Source organism: Streptomyces sp. 4N509B, from assembly GCF_052245655.1.
Taxonomy (GTDB): Bacteria; Actinomycetota; Actinomycetes; order Streptomycetales; family Streptomycetaceae; genus Streptomyces.
The window spans coordinates 12,211-37,267 of sequence record NZ_JBQQBZ010000015.1 but is presented as its reverse complement, the minus strand read 5'-3'; the positions used below and the strand labels follow the sequence as shown (position 1 = coordinate 37,267).

Genomic DNA, 25,057 nt, shown 5'->3' with positions numbered 1-25,057 from the left:
GGCTGCCCGTGCCGGGCCAAGGCCCCGACAGGGGGCCCTACAAGAAGCCCTACAGGGCGTCCGGGCCGCGCTCTCCCGTGCGCACGCGGACGGCGGTCTCCACGGGCAGGCTCCAGACCTTCCCGTCACCGATCTTTCCGGTGCGCGCGGCCTTCACCACGGCCTCGATGATCGGCTCGGCGTCGGAGTCCTCGGCCAGGATCTCGACACGGACCTTCGGCACCAGGTCGACGGTGTACTCCGCGCCGCGGTAGACCTCGGTGTGGCCGCGCTGGCGGCCGTACCCGCTGGCCTCGGTGACGGTCATGCCGTGCACGCCGAACGCCTGGAGTGCCTCCTTGACCTCGTCCAGCCGGTGCGGCTTGATGACAGCGGTGATGAGCTTCATGCGTCCACCTTCTTCGCGTCCGCGGTGGAGACCGCGACACTGCCGTTGCCGCCGACGCTACCGCTGCCGGCCTGTGAGAAGTCGTACCCGGTCTCCGCGTGGAAGACCTGGTCGAGACCGCCGGTCTCGTCCTCCTCCTTGGCGCGGAAGCCGATCGTGCGCTGGATCAGCAGGGCGAGGACGTAGCTGACCACGAAGGAGTAGCCCATCACGGCGAACGCGCCGAGCGCCTGCTTGCCGAACTGCTCGAAGCCGGCGCCCTCGGTGGCGAGGAAGCCCACGAGCAGGGTGCCGACGAGGCCGCCGACGAGGTGGACGCCGACGACGTCGAGGGAGTCGTCGTAGTTGAGCTTGTACTTGAGGCTGACCGCCCAGGCGCAGATGGCACCGGCGGCGAGGCCGATCACGATGGCGCCCATCGGGCTGACGTTCGCGCCGGAGGGGGTGATGGCGACCAGGCCGGCGACCGCGCCGGAGGCGGCGCCGAGGGTGGTGTAGGCGCCGTGGCGGATGCGCTCGTAGGCCAGCCAGCCGACGACCGCCGCGGCCGTGGCGACCTGCGTGTTGAGTCCCATCATGGCGGCGGTGCCGTTCGGGGTCAGCGCCGAGCCCGCGTTGAAGCCGAACCAGCCGAACCACAGCAGGGCCGCGCCCAGCAGCACCATCGGAAGGTTGTGCGGGCGCATCGGCTCCCGCTTGAAACCGATCCGCCTGCCCACCACCAGCGCCGCGGCGAGTGCGCCGGCTCCCGCGTTGATGTGGACGGCGGTGCCGCCCGCGAAGTCGATCACACCCTGGTTGAACAGCCAGCCCTCGTCAACGGCCCACACCCAGTGCGCGACCGGGAAGTAGACGATGGTGACCCACAGCGTGATGAACACCGCCCAACTGCTGAACTTCACGCGGTCGGCGAGCGCGCCACTCATCAGCGCCGGGGTGAGAACGGCGAACATCAACTGGAAGAGGGCGAAGGCGATCAACGCCGCGTCGAGTTCCCCGTCGACCATGTAGAGGTCCTCGGGGAAGCCCACGAACTCCAGGTCACCGATGATCGGGCTGGTCCCGGTCGGGCTGAAGGCGAGGCTGAAGCCGTACAACACCCAGAGCACGGAGACGATGCCCAGGGCGATGAAGGACATCATCAGCATGTTGAGCGCGCTCTTGACCCGGACCATTCCGCCGTAGAAAAAAGCGAGTCCCGGTGTCATCAGCATGACCATCGCGGCCATGATCACTACAAAGGCGATATCCGCTTCCAAGGTGAACGTCTCCTTAGTGTTACGACCCGTGCGGGGCAGGCTCTCGCGGGAGCGGGCGGGTCAGGATTCGCCACAGGCTCCCCGAGGGCCGTTTCCTTCGATGGCCGCGCATGTTTCGTGAAGGTGACGAAGGGTCGCCATGCGTTACACCGGGATGACGTTTATCGGTTCTTTACCAAAGTGCCGCTATCGTGTCGCCGCACCGTCCGAGGCACCCGGGGGCGTCGGGACGGAGGTCGGGGGTGGCACGTGACGGAGGCGTCTCATACCGCCTCGCTCACGGGGCTCTCCCCCAGCCGCCGGGGTAGCTCCTCCGTCAGCAGCTCGGCCAGCTCCCTCACCTGGGGCACCTGTCCGAACTCGCGGTTCGCGGCGGCCGAGGTCCGCCGAAGCCGGTTGCTCACCCGCTCCGAGCGCAGGCGTGAGGCCAGCGGCACGGCCTCGATCGCCCGTTCGGCACCCGCCTCCGGCTCCCGGGCGAGCAGATGAACGGTGGCCAGGCCGATGAGGTTCAGTGCATACGACCGAAGGTGGCTCCCGCCCGTCCCGTCGTCACTCGCGCACTCCTCGGCGAACAGCCGCACCGCGCGCTCCATCAGGGGACGGGCGCGGGAGACGTACATCGGGCTGCGGCCGGCGACGTAGGCCAGGTCGCGGTAGGAGTGGGCGTTCTCGGCGTTCAGCTCCGCCTCGGTGAAGAACGCGATCCAGCTCGGCTCCTCCTCGTCCGCCTCGATCTCGGCGAACGCCTCCTGCGCCATCCGCACCGCGCGGTGGCACCTGGGCGGCTGCCCGAGCGTGGCGTACGCGCGGGCCTCCATGGCGTGCAGCATCGACCGGGTGCGGGCCCCGGCGCTCGACCGGCTGCCGTACTGCGCCAGGTGGATGAGCTCCAACGCGTCCTCGCCCCGGCCGAGGTGGATCATCTGACGGCTCATCTGGGAGAGGACGAACGCGCCGAGCGGGCGGTCCCGCGCCTCCTTGGCCGCGTGGAGCGCCAGCACGAAGTACTTCTGGGCGGTGGGCTGGAGGCCGATGTCGTAGCTCATCCAGCCGGCCAGCTCCGACAGCTCTGCGGTGATGCGGAACAGCCGGCGCCTGACCCGCTCCGGGTGCGTCTCCTGGAGCAGGTCGGTGACCTCGTGGAGCTGGCCGACGACCGCCTTGCGGCGCAGCCCGCCGCCGGCGTGCGCGTCCCACGCGCGGAACTCCACGGTGGTGCGCTCCAGCATCTCCAGCTCGGGCACCGACAGCCGCGTCGCCCCACGGGCGAGGCCACGGGCCTGGCCCGGCAGCTCGACGACGGAGGCGTCCTCGGCCTCCTCGGACAGCCCGGCCGGCCCCGTCTCGCCCGGCGAGGGCACGAGCCAGCGCTGCATGGGCTCGATGAGGCTCGGCCCGGCCGACATCGAGAGGGAACTGCCGAGGAACCCGCGACGACCGAGCATCAGGTCGCTGCGGGAGAACTCGTTGATCAGCGCGACGGTCTGCTCGCCCGCCCAGGGCAGGTCGATCCCGGAGACGGCGGCCGACTGACGGGCGGTGCGCAGGCCGAGGTCCTCGACGCTGACGACGCAGCCGAAGCGTTCGGAGAAGAGCTCGGAGAGGATGCGTGGTATCGGCTCGCGGGGCTGCTCGCCGTCCAGCCAGCGCCGCACCCGGGAGGTGTCGGTGCTGATGTGGTGCGCGCCGAGCTGCCGGGCCCTGCGGTTGACCTGCCGGGCCAGCTCACCCTTCGACCAGCCGCTGCGCTGGAACCACGAGGTCAGCCGCTCGTTCGGCTGCTTGGCCGCGATGCCCGCGGTCCCGTTGCCGCCCACGCCCACTGTGAGGCCCCCATCGATCTGACGCCGCGGGACCGGTACGGGGGTGCCCGACACGGGACGCGACATCGACTAGTGCACTGAAAGTAATCCTATGATCACCGATGCGGCTGATGGCAAGCCTCAAGCGCCACCATTCGCCACCCCTTCGAATGAAGCTCATGCCCGCCGCAGCCGCTTCACTTGTACGCAGGATGGTCAACGCTGGGTGAAACGATGCACACCGGGGGCGCGCACTTTTGCCGCGCACTCCCCCTGCGAGCCGCCGTAACCCGGCGCGGCCGGGAAACGTTGGAGAGTGCATGGGCTTCACGATCGGTGGACCGCGCGGCGGGCCGCGCGAACGGCGGCTGACGGCCCGCCGGACCGAACGGCCCCGACGCCCCGGCCGCCGCCCGCAGGTCGTCGGCACGGCCGTCGCAGAGTACACCGGTCTGTGGGGGTGGGACGTCGTCCTCGGAGCCGGTGTCCGCCGGTCACCCGGGCGGGCGGCGCCCGGCTGCTCGTGCGGCCGCGAGCGCTGTCCCGCCCCCGGAGCGCACCCGCTCGCGTCCTTTGCCCTCATCCCCGCCGGCACGCCGCTGACCGAGGCGATGGACGCCTGGTCCGACGCCGCCGCCCGCACCCCGGGGGTCACCGTGCTGCTGCCCACGGGCACCCGGTTCGACGTCATCGAGGTGCCCTCCGCCGCCGCGCGGTGCGCGGTGCAGCGCATGGAGCGGATGGGGCTCCCCCTCGGGCCGGTCGCGGTGGCACCGCACGGCCGCGCCTGGTTCCTCGTCGCTCCCGGCGCCGCGGCCGCCCTGCCCGAGCTGCTCTACCGCACGGGCTGGGACGGCGCGGCGCTCGACCTGCGCGCGGTCGGACCGGGCGGCCACATCACGGCGCCGCCCTCCGACCACGGCGGCCATGGGCCGGTGCGGTGGCTGCGCCCGCCCACCCCAAAGACGGCCGACACGGCCGCCTCCCCGCCCCACGCCCGCCTGCTGCTCGGCACGCTGGCGTACGTCTGCCGCCGGGCCGCGCTCCGTCCGCCGCCGTGCCCCGGGCCGGAGGCGACGCCCCCGGGGGTCAGGCGATAAGGGCGTCGACGAAGGCCTCGGGCTCGAACGGCGCCAGGTCGTCGGCCCCCTCACCGAGACCGACGAGCTTCACCGGGACGCTCAGCTCGCGCTGCACGGCCACCACGATGCCGCCCTTGGCGGTGCCGTCGAGCTTGGTCAACGCGATGCCGGTGATGTCGACGGCCTCGGCGAAGACCCGCGCCTGCACCAGGCCGTTCTGCCCCGTGGTGGCGTCGAGCACGAGCAGCACCTCGCTGACCGGCCCGTGCTTCTCCACGACCCGCTTCACCTTGCCGAGCTCGTCCATCAGACCGGTCTTGGTGTGCAGCCGACCCGCGGTGTCCACGAGCACGACGTCGGCGCCCTCGGCGATGCCCTCGCGGACCGCCTCGAACGCCACGGACGCCGGGTCCCCGCCCTCCGGGCCGCGGACCGTGCGCGCGCCCACCCTCTCGCCCCAGGTCTGGAGCTGGTCGGCGGCGGCGGCGCGGAAGGTGTCGGCCGCGCCGAGCACCACGGAGCGGCCGTCGGCGACCAGCACGCGGGCGAGCTTGCCGGTGGTCGTGGTCTTGCCCGTGCCGTTGACGCCGACGACGAGCATGACGGCGGGAAGCTCCTCGCCCTCCTCGGAGACACCGCCCTCGGTGTGCAGGCTCCGGTCGAGGTCGGTGCCGACCAGCGTCAGCAGCTCCTCGCGCAGCAGGGCCCGCAGCTCCTCCGGCGTGCGCGTGCCGAGCACCCGCACCCGCTCCCGCAGCCTGCCGACCAGCTCCTGGGTGGGCGCGACGCCGACGTCGGCGGTGAGCAGGGTGTCCTCGATCTCCTCCCACGTGTCGTCGTCCAGGCGCTCCCGGGACAGGAGCGCGAGCAGGCCCTTGCCGAGGGTGTTCTGCGAACGGGACAGGCGCGCCCGCAGCCGCACGAGGCGGCCCGCCGCCGGCTCGGGGACCTCGACCGGGGGCGCCGGGGGCGGGGCGGCCGTCTCCGCCTCGGCCTCCGCCCGCGCCTCCGCCGAGGCGGGCAGCGAGACGTCCTCGATCCCCCGCCGCTCCTCCTCGGCGACGGTCGTCGTGTCCTCGTCGGCCTCACCCCGCGCGGTGGCCGCGGGCGGCGCGGTCCTGGCGGTGTCCGAGGGAGGCGGGGGCGCCTGTCGGCCGCGGCGGCTGACCAACAGGCCGCCGGCCACCGCGAGGACGACCACGGCGATCACTGCGGCGATGATGACGATGTCCATCGGGGTCCTAGCTCTGCGTCACGGACGGGTGGGGGCAACGCGTCCTAACGTACCGCCGGGCCCGTGGGTGGCCACGCACGAGGCCGTCCACAGCGCGACCGGGCCCGTCAGGCGAGCCGCTGGCTGATGACCTTCGAGACGCCGTCGCCCTGCATCGAGACGCCGTAGAGCGCGTCGGCCACCTCCATCGTGCGCTTCTGGTGCGTGATCACGATGAGCTGGGAGCTGTCCTTGAGCTCCTCCATGATCCGGATCAGGCGCTGGAGGTTGGTGTCGTCCAGGGCTGCCTCGACCTCGTCCATCACGTAGAACGGGCTGGGGCGGGCCTTGAAGATCGACACCAGCAGGGCGACCGCCGTCAACGAGCGCTCGCCGCCGGAGAGCAACGAGAGGCGCTTGACCTTCTTGCCGGGCGGCCGGGCCTCGACCTCCACGCCGGTGGTCAGCATGTTGGCGGGGTCCGTGAGCACCAGGCGGCCCTCGCCGCCGGGGAAGAGACGCGAGAAGACGCCCTCGAACTCGCGGGCGGTGTCCTCGTAGGCCGCGCTGAAGACCTGCTCGACGCGCTCGTCGACCTCCTTCACCACCTGGAGCAGGTCGGCTCGGGTCTTCTTCAGGTCCTCCAGCTGCTCACTCAGGAACCTGTGGCGCTCCTCCAGCGCCGCGAACTCCTCCAGCGCCAGCGGGTTCACCTTGCCGAGCTGCTTGTAGGCCCGCTCGGCCGCCCTGAGCCGTTTGACCTGCTCGTCGCGGTCGAAGGGCCGCGGCTGGTTCCGCGGGTGGTCGGGGTCCTCCGGCAGCTGCTCGCCCTCGGCGGGCGGTGAGGGCGGCACGGGCTGGTCGGGGCCGTACTCGCGCACGAGCACCTCGGGCTCGACACCGAGCTCCGTGAGGGCGCGCTCCTCCAGCTGCTCGATGCGCAGCCGCTTCTCCGCGCCGAGCACCTCGCCCCGGTGCACGGAGTCGGTGAGCTTGTCCAACTCGGTCTTGAGCTCCCGCGCCTGGTTCCGCTCGACGTCGAGCGCCCGTTCCCGTTCCGCCTTGGCGGCCTCGGCGGCCGCCCGCTCGGCGTGGGCCCGCTCCAGGGACGCCTCGACGTGGGTGAGCAGCTGGCGGGCGCCGGCGGCGACCGCGCCCGCCACCTCGGCCTCGTGGCGCCGGCGGGCGCGGCGGCGGGCGGTGCGGGCACGGGCCTCGCGCTCAGCGGCGGCGGCGCGGTCGAGGGAGTCGGCGCGCCCGGCCAGGCCCTTCAGGCGTTCCTCCAGGGTGCGGACCTGGAGACGTGCCTCCATCTCCGTCTGCCGGGCGTTGGCGCCGTCGGCCGCGAGCCGGTCGCGGACGCTCGTGTCCGCCTCCTCCTCGGCCTCGGCGGCCTCCTCGGCGACGGCCAGGCGCTCGGCGAGCTCCTCGGCGCGCTCCACCGCGCCGGCCAGCTCCCCCTCGGCGCGGGTCACGGCGGCGGCGGCCCGTTCCGCCTCGCCCTCGGCGGCGCGGGCGGCGCCCGCGAGGCGGCCCAGCTCCTGGGCCGCCCGAGACCGGGCGCGTTCGGCCGTGGTGCGCCGCCCGGCGAGCTCCTCGGCGCGGGCCGCGCACGCCCGGCGGCGTTCGCGGGCCTCGGCCTGGGCCTCGGCCAGCTCGGTGCAGCGGGCGGTCAGCTCCCGCAGCTCGGCGGCGGCCTCCGCGACCTGGGCGTGGACCTCCAGCTGGCTCGGCGCGCCGGCGGAGCCGCCGTGGGCGAGGTGGCGGGCGAGCACGTCGCCCTCGGCGGTGACGACCGTCAGGTCCGGGTGGGCGGCGAGGACGTCCTCGGCGTCCTGGAGGGTGTCGGCCACGACGACGTCGCGCAGCAGGCGCCGCACGGCGGACAGCAGGCCGGCAGGGCCGCTGACGAGGTCGGCGGCGCGGGGCGGCCCGACGGACGGCGCCGGCTCGGGGGGGTCGGCGGCGTCGGGTGGGCCGGCGAGGAGAAGGGTCGCGCGGCCCGCGTCGTGCTTGCGCAGCAGGCGCAGGGCCTCGGCGGCGGTGCCGGGACCGTCCACGGCGACGGCGTCGGCGGCCGCGCCGAGCGCGGCGGCCACGGGCACCTCGAAGCCGGGGGTGACGCTGAGCAGTTCCGCGGCGGGTCCGATGAGGCCGGTCAGCTGGTCGCGGGAGCCGAGCAGCGTCCCGCTGCCGTCCTTGCGGCGCAGTTGGAGGGCGAGGGCGTCGTGGCGGGCGGCCGTCGCGGCGCGTTCCCGCTCCGTGCGGTTCAGCGCGTCGCGGGCCGCGCGGGCGGCCTCCTCTGCCTCGGTGAGCTCCTCCTTCGCGACCCGCAGCTCCTCGGCGAGCGCGGTGTCGTCGGCGTCCAGGTCGCCCACCTCGCCGGCGCGCGCGTCGTGCTCGCGCCGCGCGGCCTCGGCCCGCTCCCACGCCTGGTCGCGGGCCTCGGTGAGCCGCGCGATCTCCTCCTGCGCCGAGGCGGCGCGGCTGCGGGCGGCGTTGGCCTGGCCGTTGAGCCGGGCCAGGCCCTCGCGGCGGTCGGCCAGGGCGCGGGCGGCGTCCTTCAGCCGACGTTCCTCCTCGGCGAGCCGGCGTTCGAGCTCGGCGCGGTGGTCGACGGTGTCCTCCAGCGCGCGGTCGGCGGCCTCGTGAGCGGCGGTCAGCTCCGCCTCCTGCTCACGGATCCGGCCCGCCTCGCGCTCTAGGTCCTCCGGGTCACGGCCGCGGCGTTCCTCCGGCTCCTCGGTCAAGGCGCTGGTGACCCGGGCGTCGGCCAGGCTCACGGTGCCCCGGACGCGCTCGGTCAGCTGCGAGAGCTGGTACCAGGTCTGCTGGGCGTGGGTCAGCCGGGGCGCGAGGGCGCGGACCTCCTCCTCCAGCCGCGCCTCCCGGGCCAGGGCCTCGGCGAGATGGGCCTCGGCGGCCTGCTTGCGCTCCCTGAGGGCGGTCTCGTCGGCGAGTTCCGAACGCAGCGCCTCGCGCTGGGCGACCAGGTCGTCGGCCAGCAGGCGGAGACGGGCGTCGCGCAGGTCGGCCTGGATGACGGCGGCGCGGCGGGCGACGGCGGCCTGGCGGCCCAGGGGCTTCAGCTGGCGGCGCAGCTCGTCGGTGAGGTCCTGGACGCGGGCGAGGTTGGCCTGCATGGCGTCGAGCTTGCGGAGCGCCTTCTCCTTGCGCTTGCGGTGCTTGAGGACGCCGGCGGCCTCCTCGATGAAGGCGCGACGGCCGGTGGGGTCGGCGTGGAGCACCGAGTCGAGCTGTCCCTGTCCGACGATGACGTGCATCTCGCGGCCGATGCCGGAGTCGGAGAGCAGGTCCTGGACGTCGAGGAGGCGGCAGGTGTCGCCGTTGATCTGGTACTCACTGCCCCCGTTGCGGAACATGGTCCGCGTGATGGTGACCTCGGAGTAGTCGATGGGGAGCGCGTGGTCGGAGTTGTCGATGGTGAGGGAGACCTCGGCGCGGCCGAGCGGCGGGCGCCCCGAGGGGCCGGCGGTCCCGGCGAAGATGACGTCCTCCATCTTGCCGCCGCGCAGCGACTTGGCGCCCTGTTCGCCCATCACCCAGGAGAGCGCGTCCACGACGTTCGACTTGCCGGACCCGTTCGGGCCCACCACGCAGGTGATACCGGGCTCGAACCGCAGCGTGGTGGCGGAGGCGAAGGACTTGAAGCCTCTCAGGGTCAGGCTCTTGAGGTGCACGCCGTCGGACTTTACCCGGCGTTCTTCGGTGGTTCGTCGTTTCGGCGTTGATGATGCAGGGCACATCAGACAGTAAGCCGAGCAGAGTCACACCAGAGCCGTACCAGAGCCACACCAGGACGTCACACACATGACGGAGGGACGCCGAAGCGTCCCTCGCATGATCCGCAAGCGTGATTCCCGTACCCTGCCTCGCCGTTGAGGTCAGGTGAGCGCGGGCTCCGCCTTGGACACGTCGATGCCGTCGAGCACCGGATCCCTGTGTCGAGCGGCGGCGGCAAGCGCGTCGTTCTCCGCCTGAACCCGGAGGAGCTGGGTCTCCAGATCCTGGACGCGCTGCTGAAGCCGTCGCATCTCGGCGAGGACTCGGGGGTCGGAGCCGCCGACGTGACCGAGAAGCGCCTTTGCCATGATGGATGGTCCTCCACACTGAGTGACCGACCGAAGCCGTGGTGGGTCGTGAGGGATAACTCCCGCGACGTCTACTCGGCGCGGTGATTCCGGGGCCACACAGCCGAGATGCGCGGGACTTTCAGCGTCTCACCAAAAGGTGGGACGGTCAACACGATCACACCGCGTATCGCTCGGGGGGCGTCGGCGCGGCGTGCTCCGGCGGGATGTCGCCGCGTCGGTGGTGAGGGCCCAAGCGGTCTACACCGCTTGGGGGTGATGGGCGCAGCCTCGCACGTCGGAACGGGGATGGCAAGCAGTTTCCGGCACTTTCTGACGGGGCGACGGCGGTGGCTTTCAGCGGATGGAGAAGTCCCCGTAGCCGCCGCGCGGTGTGTCCCAAATCTCGGTGACGCCTTCGACCATGCCGGGCGTGTCGCCCGTCCGAAGCCACTCCAACAGCCGATCGCAGCGCTCGCGCGGCCCCTCGGCGACGACCTCGACCCGGCCGTCACGGTGGTTGCGGGCGAAGCCGCGCAACTCGCCGATGGCCAGCGCCCTGGCACGCGTGTACCAGCGGAAGCCCACGCCCTGGACGTGCCCCCGCACCCAGGCGGTGAGGCGGACGGACTGCTGTGGGGCGTCGGCGGAGTGTGACGTCGGAGCGTTCATGTGACGCACGCTATCCAAGCCATTTCCCTGTCGAGGGATCCCTCGGCTCTGCTCATGCCGTACAGTCACGCGACAGAACTTCACCCAATCGGGTGAAGATTGTGATCACTTTCTTGTTGAAGTTCGTGTCGAGTGAAGGACGGTGTCGCCGATGGGTCGCCATCGCCGTTCCGGGCCACACGCGCAGCCGGTCGCCAACGGCAGCCGCGGAGACAGCCGATCGCGAGGGGCGCACCGCCGGCCCCGCGAGCCGCGCACCGGAGTGTTGGGTGCCTCGGCGGCGCTGACCGTGGGTGCCGTCGCCGTCGGCGCCACCCTGATGCCGGGCGTCGCGGACCGTCTCGCGGGCGACTCCTCCGACGTCCGCGCCCAGGACCCGAGCGACCGCTCCCTGCCGCCGTACGACCTCTCCAGTCCGTCCCGGACGCTGGAGCCGGACGGTGGCGCCACGGAGACGGCCGGCGGCACCGAGGGCGGCCCCGTCGAGGAGACCACCGAGCCCACCGAGGGCGGCGAGGACCAGAGCGAGGCGGGCGGCGGGGAGACCGCGCGGGAGTCGGCGGAGCCGAGCCAGGAGCCGAGCGCGGACCCGAGCACCAGGACCCCCGAGCCGGACCCCGAGCCCTCGCAGAGTACCGAGGAGCCCGAGCCGGAGCCCGAACCGGATCCTGAGCCGTCGAGCCCGTCACCGACCGAGGAGGAGCCGAGCCCCGACGAGGCACCCGACGTGCTCGCGGTCGAGGCGGTGCTGACGCTCGTCAACGAGGCCCGCGCCGAGGTCGGATGCGACCCGCTGGTGCTCGACGAGGACCTGGCGCTGCTCGCCGGCGAGCACAGCCGGGACATGGCCGAGCGCGGATACTTCTCGCACGGCGACCCCGACGGCCTGACGCCGTGGGACCGCGCGCTGGCGGCCGGCGTCGACTACCTCGGCGGGGAGAACATCGCCCGCGGCCAGGCCGACGCCCAGGCCGTCATGGACGCCTGGATGAACAGCGACGGACACCGGGCCAACATCCTCAACTGCGACTTCCGCACCATCGGCATAGGTGTGCACCTGGGCGAGGGCGGCCCGTGGTGGACGCAGGACTTCGGCTTCTGACGGGCCTCGGGCCTCCCGCGGGCTTCGACTCCCGCGCCCGGCGCCCACGCGGACCGCTCAGAGCGGCCGTGGGGGGCGCTGGCAGCGCGGACAGAAGTAGCTCGAACGGTTCGTCCACGGCCGACGCCGGATCGGGGTGGCGCACCGGCGACAGGGCCGCCCCTCCCGGCCGTAGACGTTGAGCGAGCGGTCGAAGTACCCGGACTCGCCGTTGACGTTCACGTAGAGGCTGTCGAAGCTGGTGCCGCCCTGGGCGAGCGCCTCGGTGAGGACGTCGCGGACGTGGCCGAGCAGTTCGGCGGTGCGGGGGCGGCTCAGGGTCGCCGTGGGCCGGTCGTAGTGCAGACGGGAGCGCCACAGCGCCTCGTCGGCGTAGATGTTGCCGACCCCGCTGACGAGCGACTGGTCCAGCAGCGCCCGCTTGATCGTGGTGCCGCGCCGGCGGAGCGCGGCGTGCAGGACGTCGGCGTCGAAGGCCGGGTCCAGCGGGTCGCGGGCGATGTGGGCGATGACCTCGGGCAGCCCGTCGTCGGTGACCGGGTGGACCGAGAGGCCGCCGAAGGTCCGTTGGTCCACGAAGCGCAGCTCGCCGGCGGTGGCGTCGGTGAAGCCGATCCGCACCCGCAGGTGCTTCTCGTCGAGGGCGTGGCCCGGCTGCACCAGCAGCTGGCCGCTCATCCCGAGGTGCGCCAGCAGCGCGTACGAGGACGTGCCGCCGCCCGCGTCGCCGTCGCCGTCCTCCAGGGGCAGCCACAGGTACTTGCCGCGCCGCAGCACGGCCGCCACGCGCCGCCGCGCCAGCCGGGCCGCGAAGTCCTCGGGGCCGGCCACGTGACGGCGGACGGCGCGCGGGTGCAGCACCTGGGCCGCCACGATGGTGCGCCCGCCGATCCACCGCTCCAGGCCGCGTCGGACGACCTCGACCTCGGGCAGCTCAGGCAAGGGAGGACCTGCCGTCGGGCTCCTCGTGCCGGGCCGGGTCCGCGCCCGGCGCGCCGTCCAGCGCGCCGTCGGCGGCGCGCTCCGCGGCGCGTTCCGCGTCCAGCGAGGCGCGGATGGCGCGCCACGCGGTCTCGGCGGCCTGCTGCTCCGCCTCCTTCTTGCTGCGGCCTGTGCCGGTGCCGTAGGTCTCGCCACTGACACGGGCGGCAGCGGTGAAGGTCTTCTCGTGGTCGGGTCCGGTCTCGGTGATCACGTACTCGGGCACGCCGAGGCTCTCGGCGGCCGTCAGCTCCTGGAGGCTGGTCTTCCAGTCCAGGCCGGCGCCGAGGCTCGCGGAGCGCTCGATCACCGGGTCGAAGAGCCGGTGCACCATTTCGTCCGCCGCGTCGAGGCCGCGGTCGAGGTAGACCGCGCCGATCACGGCTTCGAGGGTGTCGGCGAGGATCGACGCCTTGTCCCGTCCTCCCGTGCCCTCCTCGCCCCGGCCGAGCCGGACGAAGGACCCGAGGTCGAGCCCGCGCGCGACCTCGGCCAACGCCCGGGCGTTGACCACGGCGGCGCGGAGCTTCGCGAGCTGGCCCTCGGCCAGGTCGGGGTGCCGACGGTAGAGCGTGTCGGTGACGACCAGGCCCAGCACCGAGTCGCCGAGGAACTCCAGCCGCTCGTTGGTGGGCAGGCCGCCGTTCTCGTAGGCGTAGCTGCGGTGGGTCAGTGCGCGCACCAGAAGGGCGGTCTCGAGCTCGTAGCCGAGCCGCCCTTCCAGAGTCGCGAGGGACGAGGCTGTGTCCGCCGACGCCTGGGGTTGGGACCTCCTGGCGTTTGCCATGAAGCCTGTCACCCGCCGATCAGACCTCGAGGACCTGGCGCCGCCGGTACGTGCCGCAGTTGGCGCAGGCGGTGTGCTGCAGCCTGGGCTCCTGGCAGCGCTCGCAACGGACGAGCTGCGGAACCTGGGCCTTCCACTGCGACCGGCGGTGGCGGGTGTTGCTGCGCGACATCTTCCGCTTCGGAACGGCCACGGCTACCTCTCCTGTGGATCGTCCCCGCGCGTGCGGGGAGGCTTGTCTTCTTGGTGCTCTTGTCGGCGCATGTCCACGGCCAGCTCCTGAAGCCCGGCCCAGCGGATGTCGACGACCTCGTCGTGGTGATGGTCGGGGTCCCCGGCCAGCCGTGCGCCGCACTCGGGGCACAGGCCGGGGCAGTCCTCCTGGCAGACCGGCTGCAACGGCAGCGACAGCACGATCGCGTCCCGCAGCACGGGCTCCAGGTCGAACAGGTCGCCCTGCAGGAGGTACTCCGCGCCCTCGCCTTCCTCCCCGTCCTCCGCGGAGGGGGCGACGCCGCCGAAGGCGTCGGCGTCGGGGTAGCTGAACATCTCCTGGAAGTCGGCCTCGACCTCGTCGGTCAGGGGCTCCAGGCACCGGACGCACTCGCCTGTCAGCGGCGCCCGCACCGTGCCGGTGACGAGGACGCCCTCGATCACCGACTCCATGCGCAGCTCCACGTCGAGCTTGCCGCCCTCCGGCACGCCGATGACCTCGTTGCCGAGGTCGGGAGGGGCCACGACGGTACGGGAGACCCGCTTGAGCGCACCCGGCCGCCGCCCCAGGTCGCGCGTGTCGAACACGAGCGGGGCTCGGTGGTCAAGGGGGGCGTTCAGGGCTTTGTCGCTTTCTCCACGATGGCCGCATGGACCCGCACGAGACGGCCCCTCGAAGAGGGGCCGGGCGGTCAGCCGCGACCCATCACCATGCCGCGACCGAAGTGTCAGCATACTTCACGGGTCGCCGCCGGCCCAATCGGGCCTGGTCACGGCGGTGGTCGCGGCTACGGAGCGTGGCGGTGGGGTCAGTGGTGTCCCTGCTCGTAGCGGCGGAGCTGCTCGGCGTCAAGCATGCCGGTGTCGAACAGGCTCGTCTCGTCGAGCACGCCGGGGCCCGGTGGCAGCTGCGGGAGCTGCGGCGACGGGGGCGCGGAGGACGACGAGGCGTAGCCCGTCTGCTGCTGGTCGTATCCGTAGGCCGCGGCCTGGCCGTAGGGGTCCTGCTGCTGGGCGTACGCGTCCTGCCGCTGCCCGTAGGCGTCCTGGCGCTGGCCGTACGCGTCCTGCTGCTGGGCGTAGGGGTCCTGGCCGTAGCTCCCGGTGTCGTACGCGTAGCCCTCCTGCGACGGGTACGAGCCGGCCGCCCCCACGGGCTGGTGCTGGCCGGCGTACGGGTCGTCGGCGGTCTGGTATCCGTCGGCGGCGGGCTCGGTCCGGGGCTGCGGCACGCCGAGGTAGCTGTAGGTGTCCTGCTCGGCCGCGCCGGACTCGAAGTACCCCGCGGCGGCGGGAGCGCCGCCGGCCTCCTGCTCGGCCTGCTCCTGGGCGGCGACGTGCTCGGCGAGCTCGTCGGCGGGACGGTACCCGGTGAGCTTCTGCCGGCCGCGGCCGACGGCCTCCAGGGTCTTGCGCAGCACCGCCTCGATCGCGGAGAACTGGGCGTCCACGTAGGCGTCGGCGCGCTGCAGCAGCTCCTGCGGGTCGCCCCGGTCCGGGCCGAGCAGCTTCTCGCGGCCGCGGTCCACCGAGCCGATGGTCTTCCCGAGGACCACCTCGAAGTTGGCGAGCTTGCTGTCCACGTAGTCGTCGGCCTCGGCCTTCACCTCGGTGGCCTCGCGGCGGGCCTCCCCGAGGATGCGGGAGGCCTCCTCCTGCGCCTGCCGGGCGACGGCGGTGGCGTCGACGAGGGAGCCGCGCTCGGCGTGGGCCGCCTCGACGATGCGCCGGGCCTCCGCCTCGGCCTCGGCGACGACCTGCGCCCGGTCGCCGAGCACCTCCTGGGCCTGCGCGAGCGAGCCCGGCAGCGCCTGGCGCACCTCTTCGAGGCGGGCGAGCAGCTCGCTCCTGTTGATCACGCAGGAGGCCGACATGGGCATGCCCTTGGCGGCCTGGACCGCCGCGACGATCTCGTCGAGCTTCTGCTGTACGTCCACGGAATGTGCGTCCACGGAAGCGACTGTACGGCCAACGCGGCCCTCGTGTGGCCCCGTCCGCCGGTCTTCGCCGACGTGGTGGCGGGCGCGCTACCGCTCAGGCGTCGCGCCTGAGCTTGGCCGAGAGGGCCCGCAGCACGTGCTCGGGGACCAGGTGGGAGACGTCGCCTCCCCACGCGGCCACCTCCCTGACCAGGCTGGAGGAGAGGAAGCTGTAGACGGGGTTGGTGGGGATGAAGAGGGTCTCGACGCCCGAGAGCCCGTTGTTCATCTGCGCCATCTGGAGCTCGTAGTCGAAGTCGCTGACCGCGCGCAGGCCCTTGACGATGGCGGGAATGTCGCGCTGCTTGCAGTAGTCCACCAGCAGGCCGTGGAAGACCTCGACCGTGACGTTGTCGTAGTCCTGGAGGGACTCCTCGATCAGCGCGACGCGTTCCTCGATGGTGAACAGTCCCTGCTTGGACTTGTTCACCATCACGGCGACGTGGACCTGGTCGTAGAGCCTGGCGGCGCGGGTGACGATGTCGAGGTGGCCATTGGTGACGGGATCGAACGATCCCGGGCAGACGGCGCGGCGCAAGGGGGTCTCCTTGGTCTTGCGGTCGGTCATGCGGCGACCCGGCCGTGCCACAGGGTCCCCTCGCCGTACCGACGGGCTCGCAGCGCGGTGAAGCCGTCGGGCCACAGGAACGTGCCGCCCCGCGTGCTCCGTTCGACGGCGACGAGCGCGTCGGCCGCGAGCCAGCCCGAGGAGCGGAGGGTGGTGAGGATCTGGCGCAGGCTGTCGTCGCCGAGGGCGTAGGGCGGGTCGAGGAAGACCAGGTCGTAGGGGTCGCCGGGGGGCGGTGTGGTGACGAGCTGCTCGGCCCTGGCGGCGCGGGGCTCCGCGCCGGGCAGTCCGAGAGCCCGGACGTTCTCCCGGATGGTGCGCACCGCCCGGGGGTCCGACTCGGCCAGGAGCGCGTGGGCCGCGCCCCGCGAGAGGGCTTCGAGCCCGACGGCGCCCGAACCGCTGTAGAGGTCGAGGACGCGTGCTCCCGCGAGCGGGCCGTGCAGCGCCGCCCACGTGGAGAACAACCCCTCCCGCGCCCGGTCGGAGGTCGGCCGGGTGCCGCTGCCGGGCGGCACGGCCAGCCGCCGCCCGCCGGCGGTGCCGGCGATCACGCGCGTCATGCAGGGTCCTCGTAGCGCTCTCTACGTCAGCCGTCGGTTACCACGGTGTGGCTGATGACCACGCTATACGGTCGCCGTGCGGCGCGATGGGTCAGGTCCCTCCCAACGCGTGGGTGTGGAACCGGGCGGCGTGGCCTGCGGCGATCTCGTCGGCGTAGACCTCGCTGACCAGGTGGCCACCGGGAGTGAGGTCGTGCTCCACCTCGTACAGGCAGGTCTCGCTGCCGTCGCGGAGCAGGAAGGCGTGCTCGTAGATCGCGCACCAGCCGCCGCAGCCGAGGGGCCCCGAGGGCTCCGGGAGCCGCTCGATGTCGTACGCCGTGGCCTCGGCGAGGCGTCGCAGCGTCTCCTCGCCGGGACGGTCGGGGTTGACCGAACGGCGCAGGAGCCGGCGTGCGTGCTCCCAGGCGTCCACCCCCGGGTACTCCGGCCGGCCGCCGGGCCACCTGCCGCTGCCGACCGGGCCGCCGCGTCGTCGCTCCGCCACACCGCCGGCGAACAGTAACTCCAGCTCCTCCACGGAGGGGACGGCCCTCTCGGGCCCTTCGCCTGGCTGCTCACTCATGGCGGAAACCTCCCCGGCGCGACGCCCTCGACCGACCCGGGAGACACCGTAGTCCTCCGGGGGCGGTTAGGGGAGCGTTCGGGACGAGCCAAGGGAGCCAATCCGGCCGCGCCCGCCGGACGGGCTCCGGTCCGCCTCGCCGCGCGCCGGGCCCGACGCCGGGGGGAGGCGCCGGCACAGGGCCGTCACGCCGTGACGACGCGGAGACCGGACGGGCCGTCAGGAGGAGGCGGGCCGCTGGTCCGGGCGAACCGACGGGTGCGTCCCCGTCCGTGGAAGCCCTCAGCCCTTGTCGAGGTACTCCTCACGCTCGGCGTCGAGCAGCGCGTCGAGCGCCGTGCGCAGCGCGGGATGGGCCTCCAGCCCGGGGTCGCGTGCGACCAGCGCCGTGGCCTCCGCGCGGGCCTCGGCGATGATCTCCTCGTCGGCGACGACCGTGAGCATGCGCAGGCTGCTGCGCCCGCCGGACTGTGCCTGGCCCAGCACGTCCCCCTCGCGCCGCTGTTCGAGGTCGATGCGGGAGAGCTCGAAGCCGTCGAGCGTGCCGGCCACGGCGTCCAGCCGGGCACGGGCGGCGCTGGCCTCGGGCGCCTCGGTGACCAGCAGGCACAGGCCGGGCGCCGCGCCACGGCCGACGCGGCCCCGCAGCTGGTGCAGCTGGGAGACGCCGAACCGGTCGGCGTCCATGATCACCATGACCGTGGCGTTCGGGACGTTGACCCCGACCTCGATGACGGTGGTGGCCACGAGCACGTCGACGCCTCCGGCGACGACCTCGCGCATGACCTCGTCCTTGGCCTCCGGCGTCATCCTGCCGTGCAGCACCGCGACGCGCAGCCCGGCGAGCGGGCCGGCCGCGAGCTCCGCGGCGACGTCGGTCACCGACAGGGGCGGACGCTCCTCGCCGCCGCCGCCGCCGCCGTCGCCGTCGCCGCCTCCCGCTCCGGCGCCGGGCTCCGACTCGTCTCCGATGCGGGGACAGACGACGTACGCCTGGTGGCCGGCCTCGACCTCCTCACGCACCCGCTGCCAGGCGCGGGCGAGGAAGTGCGGCTTGTCGGCCGCCGGCACCACGTGGCTGGCGATCGGTGAACGGCCGGCGGGCAGTTCGTCGAGCACGGAGGTCTCCAGGTCCCCGAAGACGGTCATGGCGACGGTGCGCGGAATGGGGGTGGCGGTCATCACCAGCAGGTGCGGCGGCCGCTCCCCCTTGGCACGCAACGCGTCCCGCTGCTCGACGCCGAAACGGTGCTGCTCGTCGACGACGACGAGCCCGAGGTCGTGGAAGCGGACCGTCTCCTCGATCAGGGCGTGGGTGCCGATGACGATCCCCGCCTCGCCCGTGGCCGCGTCCAGCAGGACCCGTCGCCGTGCCGGCGCGCCCATCGAGCCCGTCAGCAGCACGACCCGCGTGCCGCGTTCCGAGCCGCCGAGCATGCCGCCCTCGGCAAGCTCCCCCATCATCTCCGTGACGGAGCGGTGGTGCTGCTGGGCCAACACCTCCGTGGGCGCCAGGAGCGCCGCCTGGCCGCCGGAGTCGACGACGGCGAGCATGGCCCGCAGCGCGACCAGCGTCTTGCCGCTGCCGACCTCGCCCTGGAGCAGCCGGTGCATCGGGTGCTCGCCCGCCATGTCGGCGAGGATCTCCTGGCTGACCCGCCGCTGACCGCCCGTCAGCTCGAACGGCAGCCGCGCGTCGAAGGCGCTCAGCAGCCCGTCCTCGGCCGGGTGGCGGGGCACGGCCGGCAGCTGGGAGGCGGCGTGACGACGGCGGGCCAGGGCGGTCTGGAGGACGAACGCCTCGTCCCACTTCAGGCGTGCCCTGGCGGCGGCGACGTCGGTCTGCGCCCGCGGCTGGTGGATCCTGTGGAACGCCTCGGGCAGCGGGATCAGCGCGCGCTCGGCGCGCAGCCGCCCCGGGAGCGGATCGACCAGGCCCGACCAGGACTCGGCGTCCATGCGGTCGAGCACCACGCGCACGGCCTTGGCGATCCGCCAGGACTCCAGCTGGCGGCAGGCCGGGTACAGCGGGATCGGGCGGCCGGCGAACTCGGCGACCGCCGCCGCGTCGTCGCCCTCCCCGCCCTCGCCTCCCGCTCCCCCGCCGTCGTCGGTGCCCGTGCCCGTCAGCAGCTGGTACGCCGGGTGCGCGAGCTGGAGCTGGCGGCGGAAGACCGACACCTTGCCCGCGAACATGCCACGCCGGCCGGGCACCAGCTCCCGCCGGTGGTGCTGGGCCGTGCGGCCGAAGAAGACCAGGCGCAGCCGTCCGCTGCCGTCGGTGAGGGTGACCTCCAGGCGCTGGCCCTTGCCGCGGTTGAACGTCAGCAGGCGGGCGTCGGCGACCTCGGCGACGACGGTGACGTGCTCGTCCAGCGGCAGCTCGGCGAGGCGCGTGAGCTCGCCGCGCTCGGCGTACCGCCGTGGGTAGTGGTGCAGGAGGTCACCGACCGTGTGGAGGCCGAGCTGCTCGGCCATGACCTTCGCGGTCGTGCCGCCGACCACGCGGCCGAGCGGCTGGCCCATGAGCTCCTGCTTCTCGGGCGGGGGCGGGGACAGGTGTGGGGCGGTCACGGTGCCTATTGCACACCACGGCACCGACAGTCGGCGTCAGCGCTCACGCGCCGTGGCGTTCGGCGCGGTCATTCGACGCCGATGAGCAGCGGCACGCCCTGCCGGCCGTCGCAGACCTCGGTGTCCACCCCGAGGTGGCCCCGGCGGACCTGCTCCCGCAGGCGGTCGGCGAGGCCGGTGGGCGCCTGCGCGCCGAGCACCAGCGTGACGAGCTCGCCGCCGGCGGACAGCATCCTCTCCAGCACCTGCCCGGCGACCTCCGCGACGTCGTCGCCGATGACCGCCACGTCGCCCTCGACGAGCCCGAGGACGTCCCCGGCCTGGCAGACGCCGGCCATCGTCCACGCCTCCCGGTCGGCGACGGCGACCTCGCCGAAGCGCGTGGCTCCCGCCGCCGCGGTCATCGCGACGACGTCCTCGTCGAAGCGGCGCTCGGGGGCGTGGACGGCGAGCGCGGCGAGGCCCTGCACCGGGGAGCGGGTGGGGATCACGGCGACCCGGGTGCCCGCGGCGCGGGCCTGTTCCGCGGCGGCCGCGGCGGCGTGCCACAGGGCCTCGTCGTTGGGGAGCACGACGACCTCGCGGGCGTGGGCGCGGTGGATCACGGCGGCCAGCTCCCCGCTGCCCGGCGGCTCCTCCGGGCGCGTGACCACCGCCTCGGCGCCGACCTCGCGGCACAGCTGGGCCAGGCCGTCGCCGGGTGTGACCGCGAGGACGGCGCGGCGCGCCGGCCCGGGACGCTCGGGCGACGGGTGGCCGGCGGCCAGCCAGCTGATGCGGATCCGGTGGGGGCGGCCGGCCTCCAGGCCCGCCTCGACGGCGGGTCCCGGTTCGCCGGTGTGCAGGTGGACGTGCCACAGCCCGTCGCCGCCGACGACCACCAGGGAGTCGCCCAGGGCGTCGAGTCGTTCGCGCAGCGGCCCGACGGCGGCGTCGGGCGCGTCGAGCAGGTAGATCACCTCGTAGCCACCGTGCCCGAGGTGGTCGCCGTGCCCCTCTGGCCCGCCGTCGGTCCCCTCACACCCCCGGTCCTCCTCGTGCTGCCCGGCGCCCGCCTGGTGGCGCCGGGTCTCGCGCTCCTGGCGACGGACGACGGCCGCGCCGCCGCCTCGCCCGGCGGCCGTCTGGTGGCCCAGGCCGTGGTGGAGGGCGGTGTCCGGGGCCCGCCCGGACAGGGCCGCGTCCAGCGCCTCCAGCACCGTCACCAGGCCGCTGCCCCCGGCGTCGACCACGTCGGCCTCCGCGAGCACCGCCAGCTGCCCCGGGGTCGCGGCCAGGGCCCGCCGGGCCCCCGCGCACGCCGCCGCGGCGACCCGGGCCGTGCCCGCCGCCGGCCCCGCCGACGCGGCTCCGTCGGCTCCGTCGGCTCCGGCTGCTCCGGCGGCGTCCGCCGCGGCTCGGGCCACGGTGAGCATGGTGCCCTCCACCGGGTGGGCCACCGCCTCGTACGCCGACCGTGCCGCCCGCGCGAGCGCCGCGGACAGGGCCTCGGCGTCCGCCGGCTCGGGGCCCGCGGCGAGTGCCTCCGCCATGCCGCGCAGCAGCTGGGCGAGGATGGTGCCCGAGTTGCCGTGGGCGCCGATCAGCGCGCCGTGGGCCATGGTGCGGACCGCGTCGGTCAACGTGGGGTTGGCGGCCTCGGCCGCCGCCACGGCCTGGGCGGCGGACTCGACCGTGAGGTAGAGGTTGGTGCCGGTGTCCCCGTCCGCGACGGGGTAGACGTTGATCGCGTCGATGCCCTCCCTGGCCTGCCCCAGCGAGTGCAGCGCGATCGCGCACCACCGCCGGACCGCCGTGGCGTCAAGCGGTTGCGGCACGTGACGACCTCCTCAGCTTCCCGACACCAGACCGGCGAAGCCGGGTCCCCAGGTGACCCTAGGCCCTGCCGGTCCGGGCGGTGCCGCCGACCAGGATTTCACCGGCCAGGAGGGCCCGGGGTATGCTTCCCCGGTTGCTTGATAGCGACATTCTGTCTTTTGTTATCTGTCTTCCGTGGTCTGTCTTTGGAGTAACCCGTGGCTGCCAACTGCGATCTCTGCGGCAAGGGGCCGGGCTTCGGCAACCGCATCTCCCACTCGCACCGCCGCACCCCGCGTCGTTGGAACCCCAACATCCAGCGGGTCAGGGCCGTGGTCAACGGGACGCCGAAGCGCCTCTACGTCTGCACCTCGTGCATCAAGGCGGACAAGGTTCCGCGCTGATCCGCGCTGACCTCGTCAGCTCACCCAGCTCTTCACGCACACACGAGGCCGGCCCGTCGTGAACCCCACGACGGGCCGGCCTCGCGCGTTCGCGCGGACCCGGCCGTGTCCGAGCCGTGCTGGCCCGGCCTACGCCGTGCCCGTGTCCGTGTCCGTCGGGTGCGCGGGTATCCGGTAACCGTGGTGGACCGGTCCGATGCCGCCGCCCAGCGGGAAGCCGGCCCTGATGGCACCCGTGACGTAGTCCTTGGCCGCGACCACCGCCTCGGGCACCGAACTCCCGCGCGCGAGGTGGCTCGCGATCGCCGCGGCGAGCGTGCAGCCCGTGCCGTGGGTGTGCCGGTTGACCACGCGCGGCGCGCGCAGCCAGTGCTCCTCGTCGCCGTCGGTGAGGAGGTCGGTGGCCTGGTCGCCCGGCAGGTGACCGCCCTTGACCAACGCCCAGCGGGTGCCGAACGCCAGGATCGCGGCGGCGGCCGTGCGCATGTCGGCCTCGGTCTCCACCCGGACGCCGGTCAGCTGGGCGACCTCCGCCAGGTTGGGCGTGGTCACCGTCGCGGTGGGCAGCAGCCGCTCGCGCACCGCGTCGAGCGCGTCGGCGGCGAGCAGCGGGTCGCCGTGCTTGGAGACCCCCACCGGGTCGACCACGACCGGCGCCCCGCCCGTTCCCGGGGCGCCGCCCAGCAGCGCCGCGACGGTCTCGACGAGCTCGGCGCTGGCCAACATGCCGGTCTTCACCGCCTGGACCCCGATGTCGCCGACGACGCTGCGGAACTGCTGGTCCACGGCCTCGGTGGGCAGTTCCCAGACGCCCTGTACCCCCAGGGAGTTCTGGGCCGTGATCGCGGTGACCACGCTCATGCCGTGGGTGCGGAGGGCCAGCATGGTCTTCAGGTCGGCCTGGATGCCCGCCCCGCCGCCCGAGTCGGATCCGGCGATCGTCAGGACGCGGGGGAGCGGCCCGGTGGGCGGCCGCGTGGCTGCGTGCATGACTCAGGACGGTAGCGCCGACGGCGACGCCACCGCCGGCCGGTCCGTCCGCTGGTCACCGTCCCCCGCCGGTCACCGCCGCGGGCGGGTCACCGCCGGTCGCCGCCCTCCGGCGCGGCGAAGTGCTCCCAGCCGCCCGCCTTGTCCCACACGGCGCCGTCGACGGTCACCCGCGGCAGCGCCGCCGGGCCGCCGGGACCGCCGCGCAGCCGCGTGGGCAGGACCTCGCCGATGACGCGCCACCGGGCGGGCAGCTTGGTCTCGGGCGGGAACGTGGCGACGATGGCGTGGTCCTCGCCACCGGTCAGCACCCAGTGCAGCGGGTCCACGCCGACGGCCTGCCCGATGTCGGACATCTGGGCCGGCACGTCGAGTGCCGCCGACCGGATGTCGATGCGGACCTTGCTGGCCCGCGCGATGTGTCCGAGGTCGGCGACGAGCCCGTCGCTCACGTCGGTCATCGCCGTGGCGCCGAGCGCCGCGCCCGCGGGCCCCGCGGCGTACGGCGGCTCGGGCCGGCGGTGGGCCTCGACGAAGGCCCGCGGCGAGCGGAAGCCGCGGGAGAGGACGGCGAACCCGGCGGCCGACCAGCCGAGCCAGCCGGTGACGGCCACGATGTCGCCCGTCCTGGCGCCCGACCGGGTCACCGGCTCGCGGCCCCGCAGGTCGCCGAGGGCCGTGATGGAGACCGTGACGGACTCGCCGCGCACCACGTCACCGCCCGCGACCCCGGCGCCCGCCGCCTCCGACTCGTCGCGGATGCCGTCCATGAGCTCGATGGGCCAGGTGGCGGGGAGTTCGGCCGGGACCGCGAGGCCGAGGAGCACGGCCGTGGGCACGGCGCCCATCGCCGCGATGTCGGCGAGGTTCTGGGCGGCGGCCTTGCGGCCGACGTCGTAGGCGGTGGACCAGTCGCGACGGAAGTGGCGTCCCTCCACCAGGACGTCGGTGGTGGCGACCACCCGACGATCCGGGGCGGCCACCACCGCGGCGTCGTCACCCGGACCAAGTCGCACGGCGGGGGCGCTTGTGATCCGGGACGTCAGCTCCCGGATCAGCCCGAACTCCCCGAGCTCGCCCACACTGCCCTTCACGCAGCTCTCCTCATGCCTCGTGATGCCTCGTCATGCCACGCGCCGCCTCGAATGCCGGTCGTAGTCTCCCCGCGCAGGTCATGACGCGCTACGGTAGCGCCCCCGTTCCTCGTAGCCGCTGTGGAGGACCCGTGGTGCAGGCGTACATCCTGATCCAGACCGAGGTGGGCAAGGCGTCGACCGTGGCTGACGTGATCTCCAAGATTCCTGGGGTGATCCAGGCCGAGGATGTCACGGGCCCCTACGACGTGATCGTGCGGGCGGAGGCCGGTTCGGTCGACGAGCTCGGCCGCCTGGTCGTGGCCGAGGTGCAGCGCGTGCCCGGTATCACACGAACGCTGACCTGCCCGGTCGTTCATCTGTAACACCCCAGTATGCTCGCCGGGTGATCGCCACCGTGCGCCGTGCCCTGCCCGTTCTGCCCACCGCCGCGCTCGCCCTCGTCGTCCTCGCGGGGTGCACCTCGGGCGGTGACACGCCGGAGGTGGCGGTGCCCTCCCCCGACGGCGAGGCGGCGCGGGCCTGCCGACAGCTGTCGCGGGCGCTGCCCGAGCGGCTGGCGGAGCAGGAGCGCGGCACGCTGGACCAGGAGACACCCTACGCCGCCGTGTGGGGCGATCCGGCCATCGTGCTGCGCTGCGGGGTGGACCGGCCGGCGGTGCTGACGCCGGGCAGCGAGACCTACAACCCGAAGGCGGACACCGTGGACGTCAACGGCGTTCCCTGGCTGCTGGAGGCCGGGGAGGGCGAGGTCCGTTTCACGACGACGGACCGCGCGGTCTTCGTGGAGGTCACCGTGCCCGACGACCACGCGCCCGAGCCGGCGGTGCTGACGGAGCTGACGGAGCCGGTCGACGAGCACGTGCCGCTGGACCCGCTGTACCTGCCGCCCAGCTGACCCGTGACCCGGTCGACGCGACCGGAGGGGCC

The 25,057-nt window shown here is 73.8% G+C and carries 24 protein-coding genes; 5 read left to right on the top strand and 19 right to left on the bottom strand.

Annotated features, from left to right (window positions below; genetic code table 11):
* Positions 1–49: 49 nt before the first annotated feature.
* From ACTWP5_RS15990 to nsdA, 3 genes are all read right to left on the bottom strand, one after another.
* Positions 50–388 carry a P-II family nitrogen regulator gene (locus ACTWP5_RS15990; protein ID WP_443221615.1) on the bottom strand — a complete coding sequence of 113 codons (339 nt, stop codon included), beginning with the start codon at positions 386–388 and terminating at the stop codon, positions 50–52.
* On the bottom strand, positions 385–1,617 hold the full coding sequence (locus ACTWP5_RS15985) for an ammonium transporter (protein WP_443221696.1): 1,233 nt from the start codon (positions 1,615–1,617) through the stop codon (positions 385–387). The genes ACTWP5_RS15990 and ACTWP5_RS15985 overlap by 4 nt, the downstream gene beginning before the upstream one ends.
* A 293-nt stretch (positions 1,618–1,910) precedes the next feature.
* Positions 1,911–3,467 (bottom strand): transcriptional repressor NsdA, encoded by a 1,557-nt coding sequence (gene nsdA, locus ACTWP5_RS15980; RefSeq protein ID WP_443221614.1) that lies wholly within the window; start codon positions 3,465–3,467, stop codon positions 1,911–1,913.
* A 305-nt stretch (positions 3,468–3,772) separates the two neighbouring features.
* Between nsdA and ACTWP5_RS15975 the strand changes: the two genes are divergently transcribed.
* Positions 3,773–4,552, top strand: a complete 780-nt coding sequence (locus tag ACTWP5_RS15975) for a bifunctional DNA primase/polymerase (RefSeq protein ID WP_443221613.1) — start codon at positions 3,773–3,775, stop codon at positions 4,550–4,552.
* On the opposite strand, the gene ftsY is transcribed toward ACTWP5_RS15975, so the two are convergent.
* The 4 genes from ftsY to ACTWP5_RS15955 form a co-directional block, all read right to left on the bottom strand.
* Positions 4,542–5,768 (bottom strand): signal recognition particle-docking protein FtsY, encoded by a 1,227-nt coding sequence (gene ftsY, locus ACTWP5_RS15970; RefSeq protein ID WP_443221612.1) that lies wholly within the window; start codon positions 5,766–5,768, stop codon positions 4,542–4,544. The genes ACTWP5_RS15975 and ftsY overlap by 11 nt on opposite strands.
* A gap of 107 nt (positions 5,769–5,875) precedes the next feature.
* Positions 5,876–9,448 carry a chromosome segregation protein SMC gene (smc, locus tag ACTWP5_RS15965; RefSeq protein ID WP_443221611.1) on the bottom strand — a complete coding sequence of 1,191 codons (3,573 nt, stop codon included), beginning with the start codon at positions 9,446–9,448 and terminating at the stop codon, positions 5,876–5,878.
* A 204-nt stretch (positions 9,449–9,652) separates the two neighbouring features.
* Positions 9,653–9,859: a hypothetical protein gene (locus ACTWP5_RS15960; protein WP_443221610.1), complete on the bottom strand. Its 207-nt coding sequence runs from the start codon at positions 9,857–9,859 to the stop codon at positions 9,653–9,655.
* 336 nt (positions 9,860–10,195) lie between these two features.
* Positions 10,196–10,510: an acylphosphatase gene (locus ACTWP5_RS15955; protein WP_443221609.1), complete on the bottom strand. Its 315-nt coding sequence runs from the start codon at positions 10,508–10,510 to the stop codon at positions 10,196–10,198.
* Positions 10,511–10,772: 262 nt separating this feature from the next.
* Here ACTWP5_RS15955 and ACTWP5_RS15950 point away from each other — a divergent pair, with 262 nt between their 5' ends.
* Positions 10,773–11,612, top strand: a complete 840-nt coding sequence (locus tag ACTWP5_RS15950) for a CAP domain-containing protein (RefSeq protein ID WP_443221608.1) — start codon at positions 10,773–10,775, stop codon at positions 11,610–11,612.
* A 57-nt stretch (positions 11,613–11,669) separates the two neighbouring features.
* On the opposite strand, the gene mutM is transcribed toward ACTWP5_RS15950, so the two are convergent.
* The 10 genes from mutM to ACTWP5_RS15900 all read right to left on the bottom strand — a co-directional run bounded on the left by mutM (position 11,670) and on the right by ACTWP5_RS15900 (position 21,659).
* A complete protein-coding gene (gene mutM / locus ACTWP5_RS15945) occupies positions 11,670–12,554 on the bottom strand; it encodes a bifunctional DNA-formamidopyrimidine glycosylase/DNA-(apurinic or apyrimidinic site) lyase (RefSeq protein ID WP_443221607.1) in 885 nt (294 codons plus the stop codon).
* The gene (gene rnc, locus ACTWP5_RS15940; RefSeq protein WP_443221606.1) at positions 12,547–13,380 is read right to left on the bottom strand and encodes a ribonuclease III; all 834 of its coding nucleotides are present in this window, start codon (positions 13,378–13,380) and stop codon (positions 12,547–12,549) included. The genes mutM and rnc overlap by 8 nt, the downstream gene beginning before the upstream one ends.
* Before the next feature lie 19 nt (positions 13,381–13,399).
* A complete protein-coding gene (rpmF, locus tag ACTWP5_RS15935; protein ID WP_443221605.1) occupies positions 13,400–13,573 on the bottom strand; it encodes a 50S ribosomal protein L32 in 174 nt (57 codons plus the stop codon).
* Between the two features lie 2 nt (positions 13,574–13,575).
* Entirely contained in the window at positions 13,576–14,181 is a 606-nt protein-coding gene (locus ACTWP5_RS15930; RefSeq protein WP_443221604.1) for a YceD family protein, read from the bottom strand.
* 221 nt (positions 14,182–14,402) lie between these two features.
* On the bottom strand, positions 14,403–15,530 hold the full coding sequence (locus ACTWP5_RS15925) for a cell division initiation protein (protein ID WP_443221695.1): 1,128 nt from the start codon (positions 15,528–15,530) through the stop codon (positions 14,403–14,405).
* Positions 15,531–15,627: 97 nt separating this feature from the next.
* Positions 15,628–16,110: a pantetheine-phosphate adenylyltransferase gene (gene coaD / locus ACTWP5_RS15920; RefSeq protein ID WP_443221694.1), complete on the bottom strand. Its 483-nt coding sequence runs from the start codon at positions 16,108–16,110 to the stop codon at positions 15,628–15,630.
* Between the two features lie 26 nt (positions 16,111–16,136).
* Positions 16,137–16,703 carry a 16S rRNA (guanine(966)-N(2))-methyltransferase RsmD gene (gene rsmD / locus ACTWP5_RS15915; RefSeq protein WP_443221603.1) on the bottom strand — a complete coding sequence of 189 codons (567 nt, stop codon included), beginning with the start codon at positions 16,701–16,703 and terminating at the stop codon, positions 16,137–16,139.
* A 91-nt stretch (positions 16,704–16,794) separates the two neighbouring features.
* Positions 16,795–17,268, bottom strand: a complete 474-nt coding sequence (locus ACTWP5_RS15910) for a DUF6227 family protein (RefSeq protein ID WP_443221602.1) — start codon at positions 17,266–17,268, stop codon at positions 16,795–16,797.
* 282 nt (positions 17,269–17,550) lie between these two features.
* On the bottom strand, positions 17,551–19,794 hold the full coding sequence (gene recG, locus ACTWP5_RS15905; protein ID WP_443221693.1) for an ATP-dependent DNA helicase RecG: 2,244 nt from the start codon (positions 19,792–19,794) through the stop codon (positions 17,551–17,553).
* Positions 19,795–19,910: 116 nt separating this feature from the next.
* Positions 19,911–21,659: a DAK2 domain-containing protein gene (locus ACTWP5_RS15900; protein WP_443221601.1), complete on the bottom strand. Its 1,749-nt coding sequence runs from the start codon at positions 21,657–21,659 to the stop codon at positions 19,911–19,913.
* 198 nt (positions 21,660–21,857) lie between these two features.
* Here ACTWP5_RS15900 and rpmB point away from each other — a divergent pair, with 198 nt between their 5' ends.
* On the top strand, positions 21,858–22,043 hold the full coding sequence (gene rpmB / locus ACTWP5_RS15895; protein ID WP_443221600.1) for a 50S ribosomal protein L28: 186 nt from the start codon (positions 21,858–21,860) through the stop codon (positions 22,041–22,043).
* 129 nt (positions 22,044–22,172) lie between these two features.
* Here the strand turns inward: rpmB and thiD are convergent, their stop codons facing one another.
* Both thiD and ACTWP5_RS15885 read right to left on the bottom strand, forming a co-directional pair.
* Positions 22,173–23,033, bottom strand: coding sequence for a bifunctional hydroxymethylpyrimidine kinase/phosphomethylpyrimidine kinase (thiD, locus tag ACTWP5_RS15890; RefSeq protein WP_443221599.1), 861 nt, complete (start codon positions 23,031–23,033; stop codon positions 22,173–22,175).
* A gap of 89 nt (positions 23,034–23,122) precedes the next feature.
* Complete coding sequence (locus tag ACTWP5_RS15885; protein WP_443221598.1) at positions 23,123–24,127, bottom strand: thiamine-phosphate kinase; 1,005 nt, start codon at positions 24,125–24,127, stop codon at positions 23,123–23,125.
* A gap of 131 nt (positions 24,128–24,258) precedes the next feature.
* On the opposite strand from ACTWP5_RS15885, the gene ACTWP5_RS15880 reads away from it, so the two are divergent.
* Positions 24,259–24,492: an Lrp/AsnC family transcriptional regulator gene (locus tag ACTWP5_RS15880; RefSeq protein WP_443221597.1), complete on the top strand. Its 234-nt coding sequence runs from the start codon at positions 24,259–24,261 to the stop codon at positions 24,490–24,492.
* A gap of 20 nt (positions 24,493–24,512) precedes the next feature.
* The gene (locus ACTWP5_RS15875; RefSeq protein WP_443221596.1) at positions 24,513–25,025 is read left to right on the top strand and encodes a DUF3515 domain-containing protein; all 513 of its coding nucleotides are present in this window, start codon (positions 24,513–24,515) and stop codon (positions 25,023–25,025) included.
* Positions 25,026–25,057 lie beyond the last annotated feature (32 nt).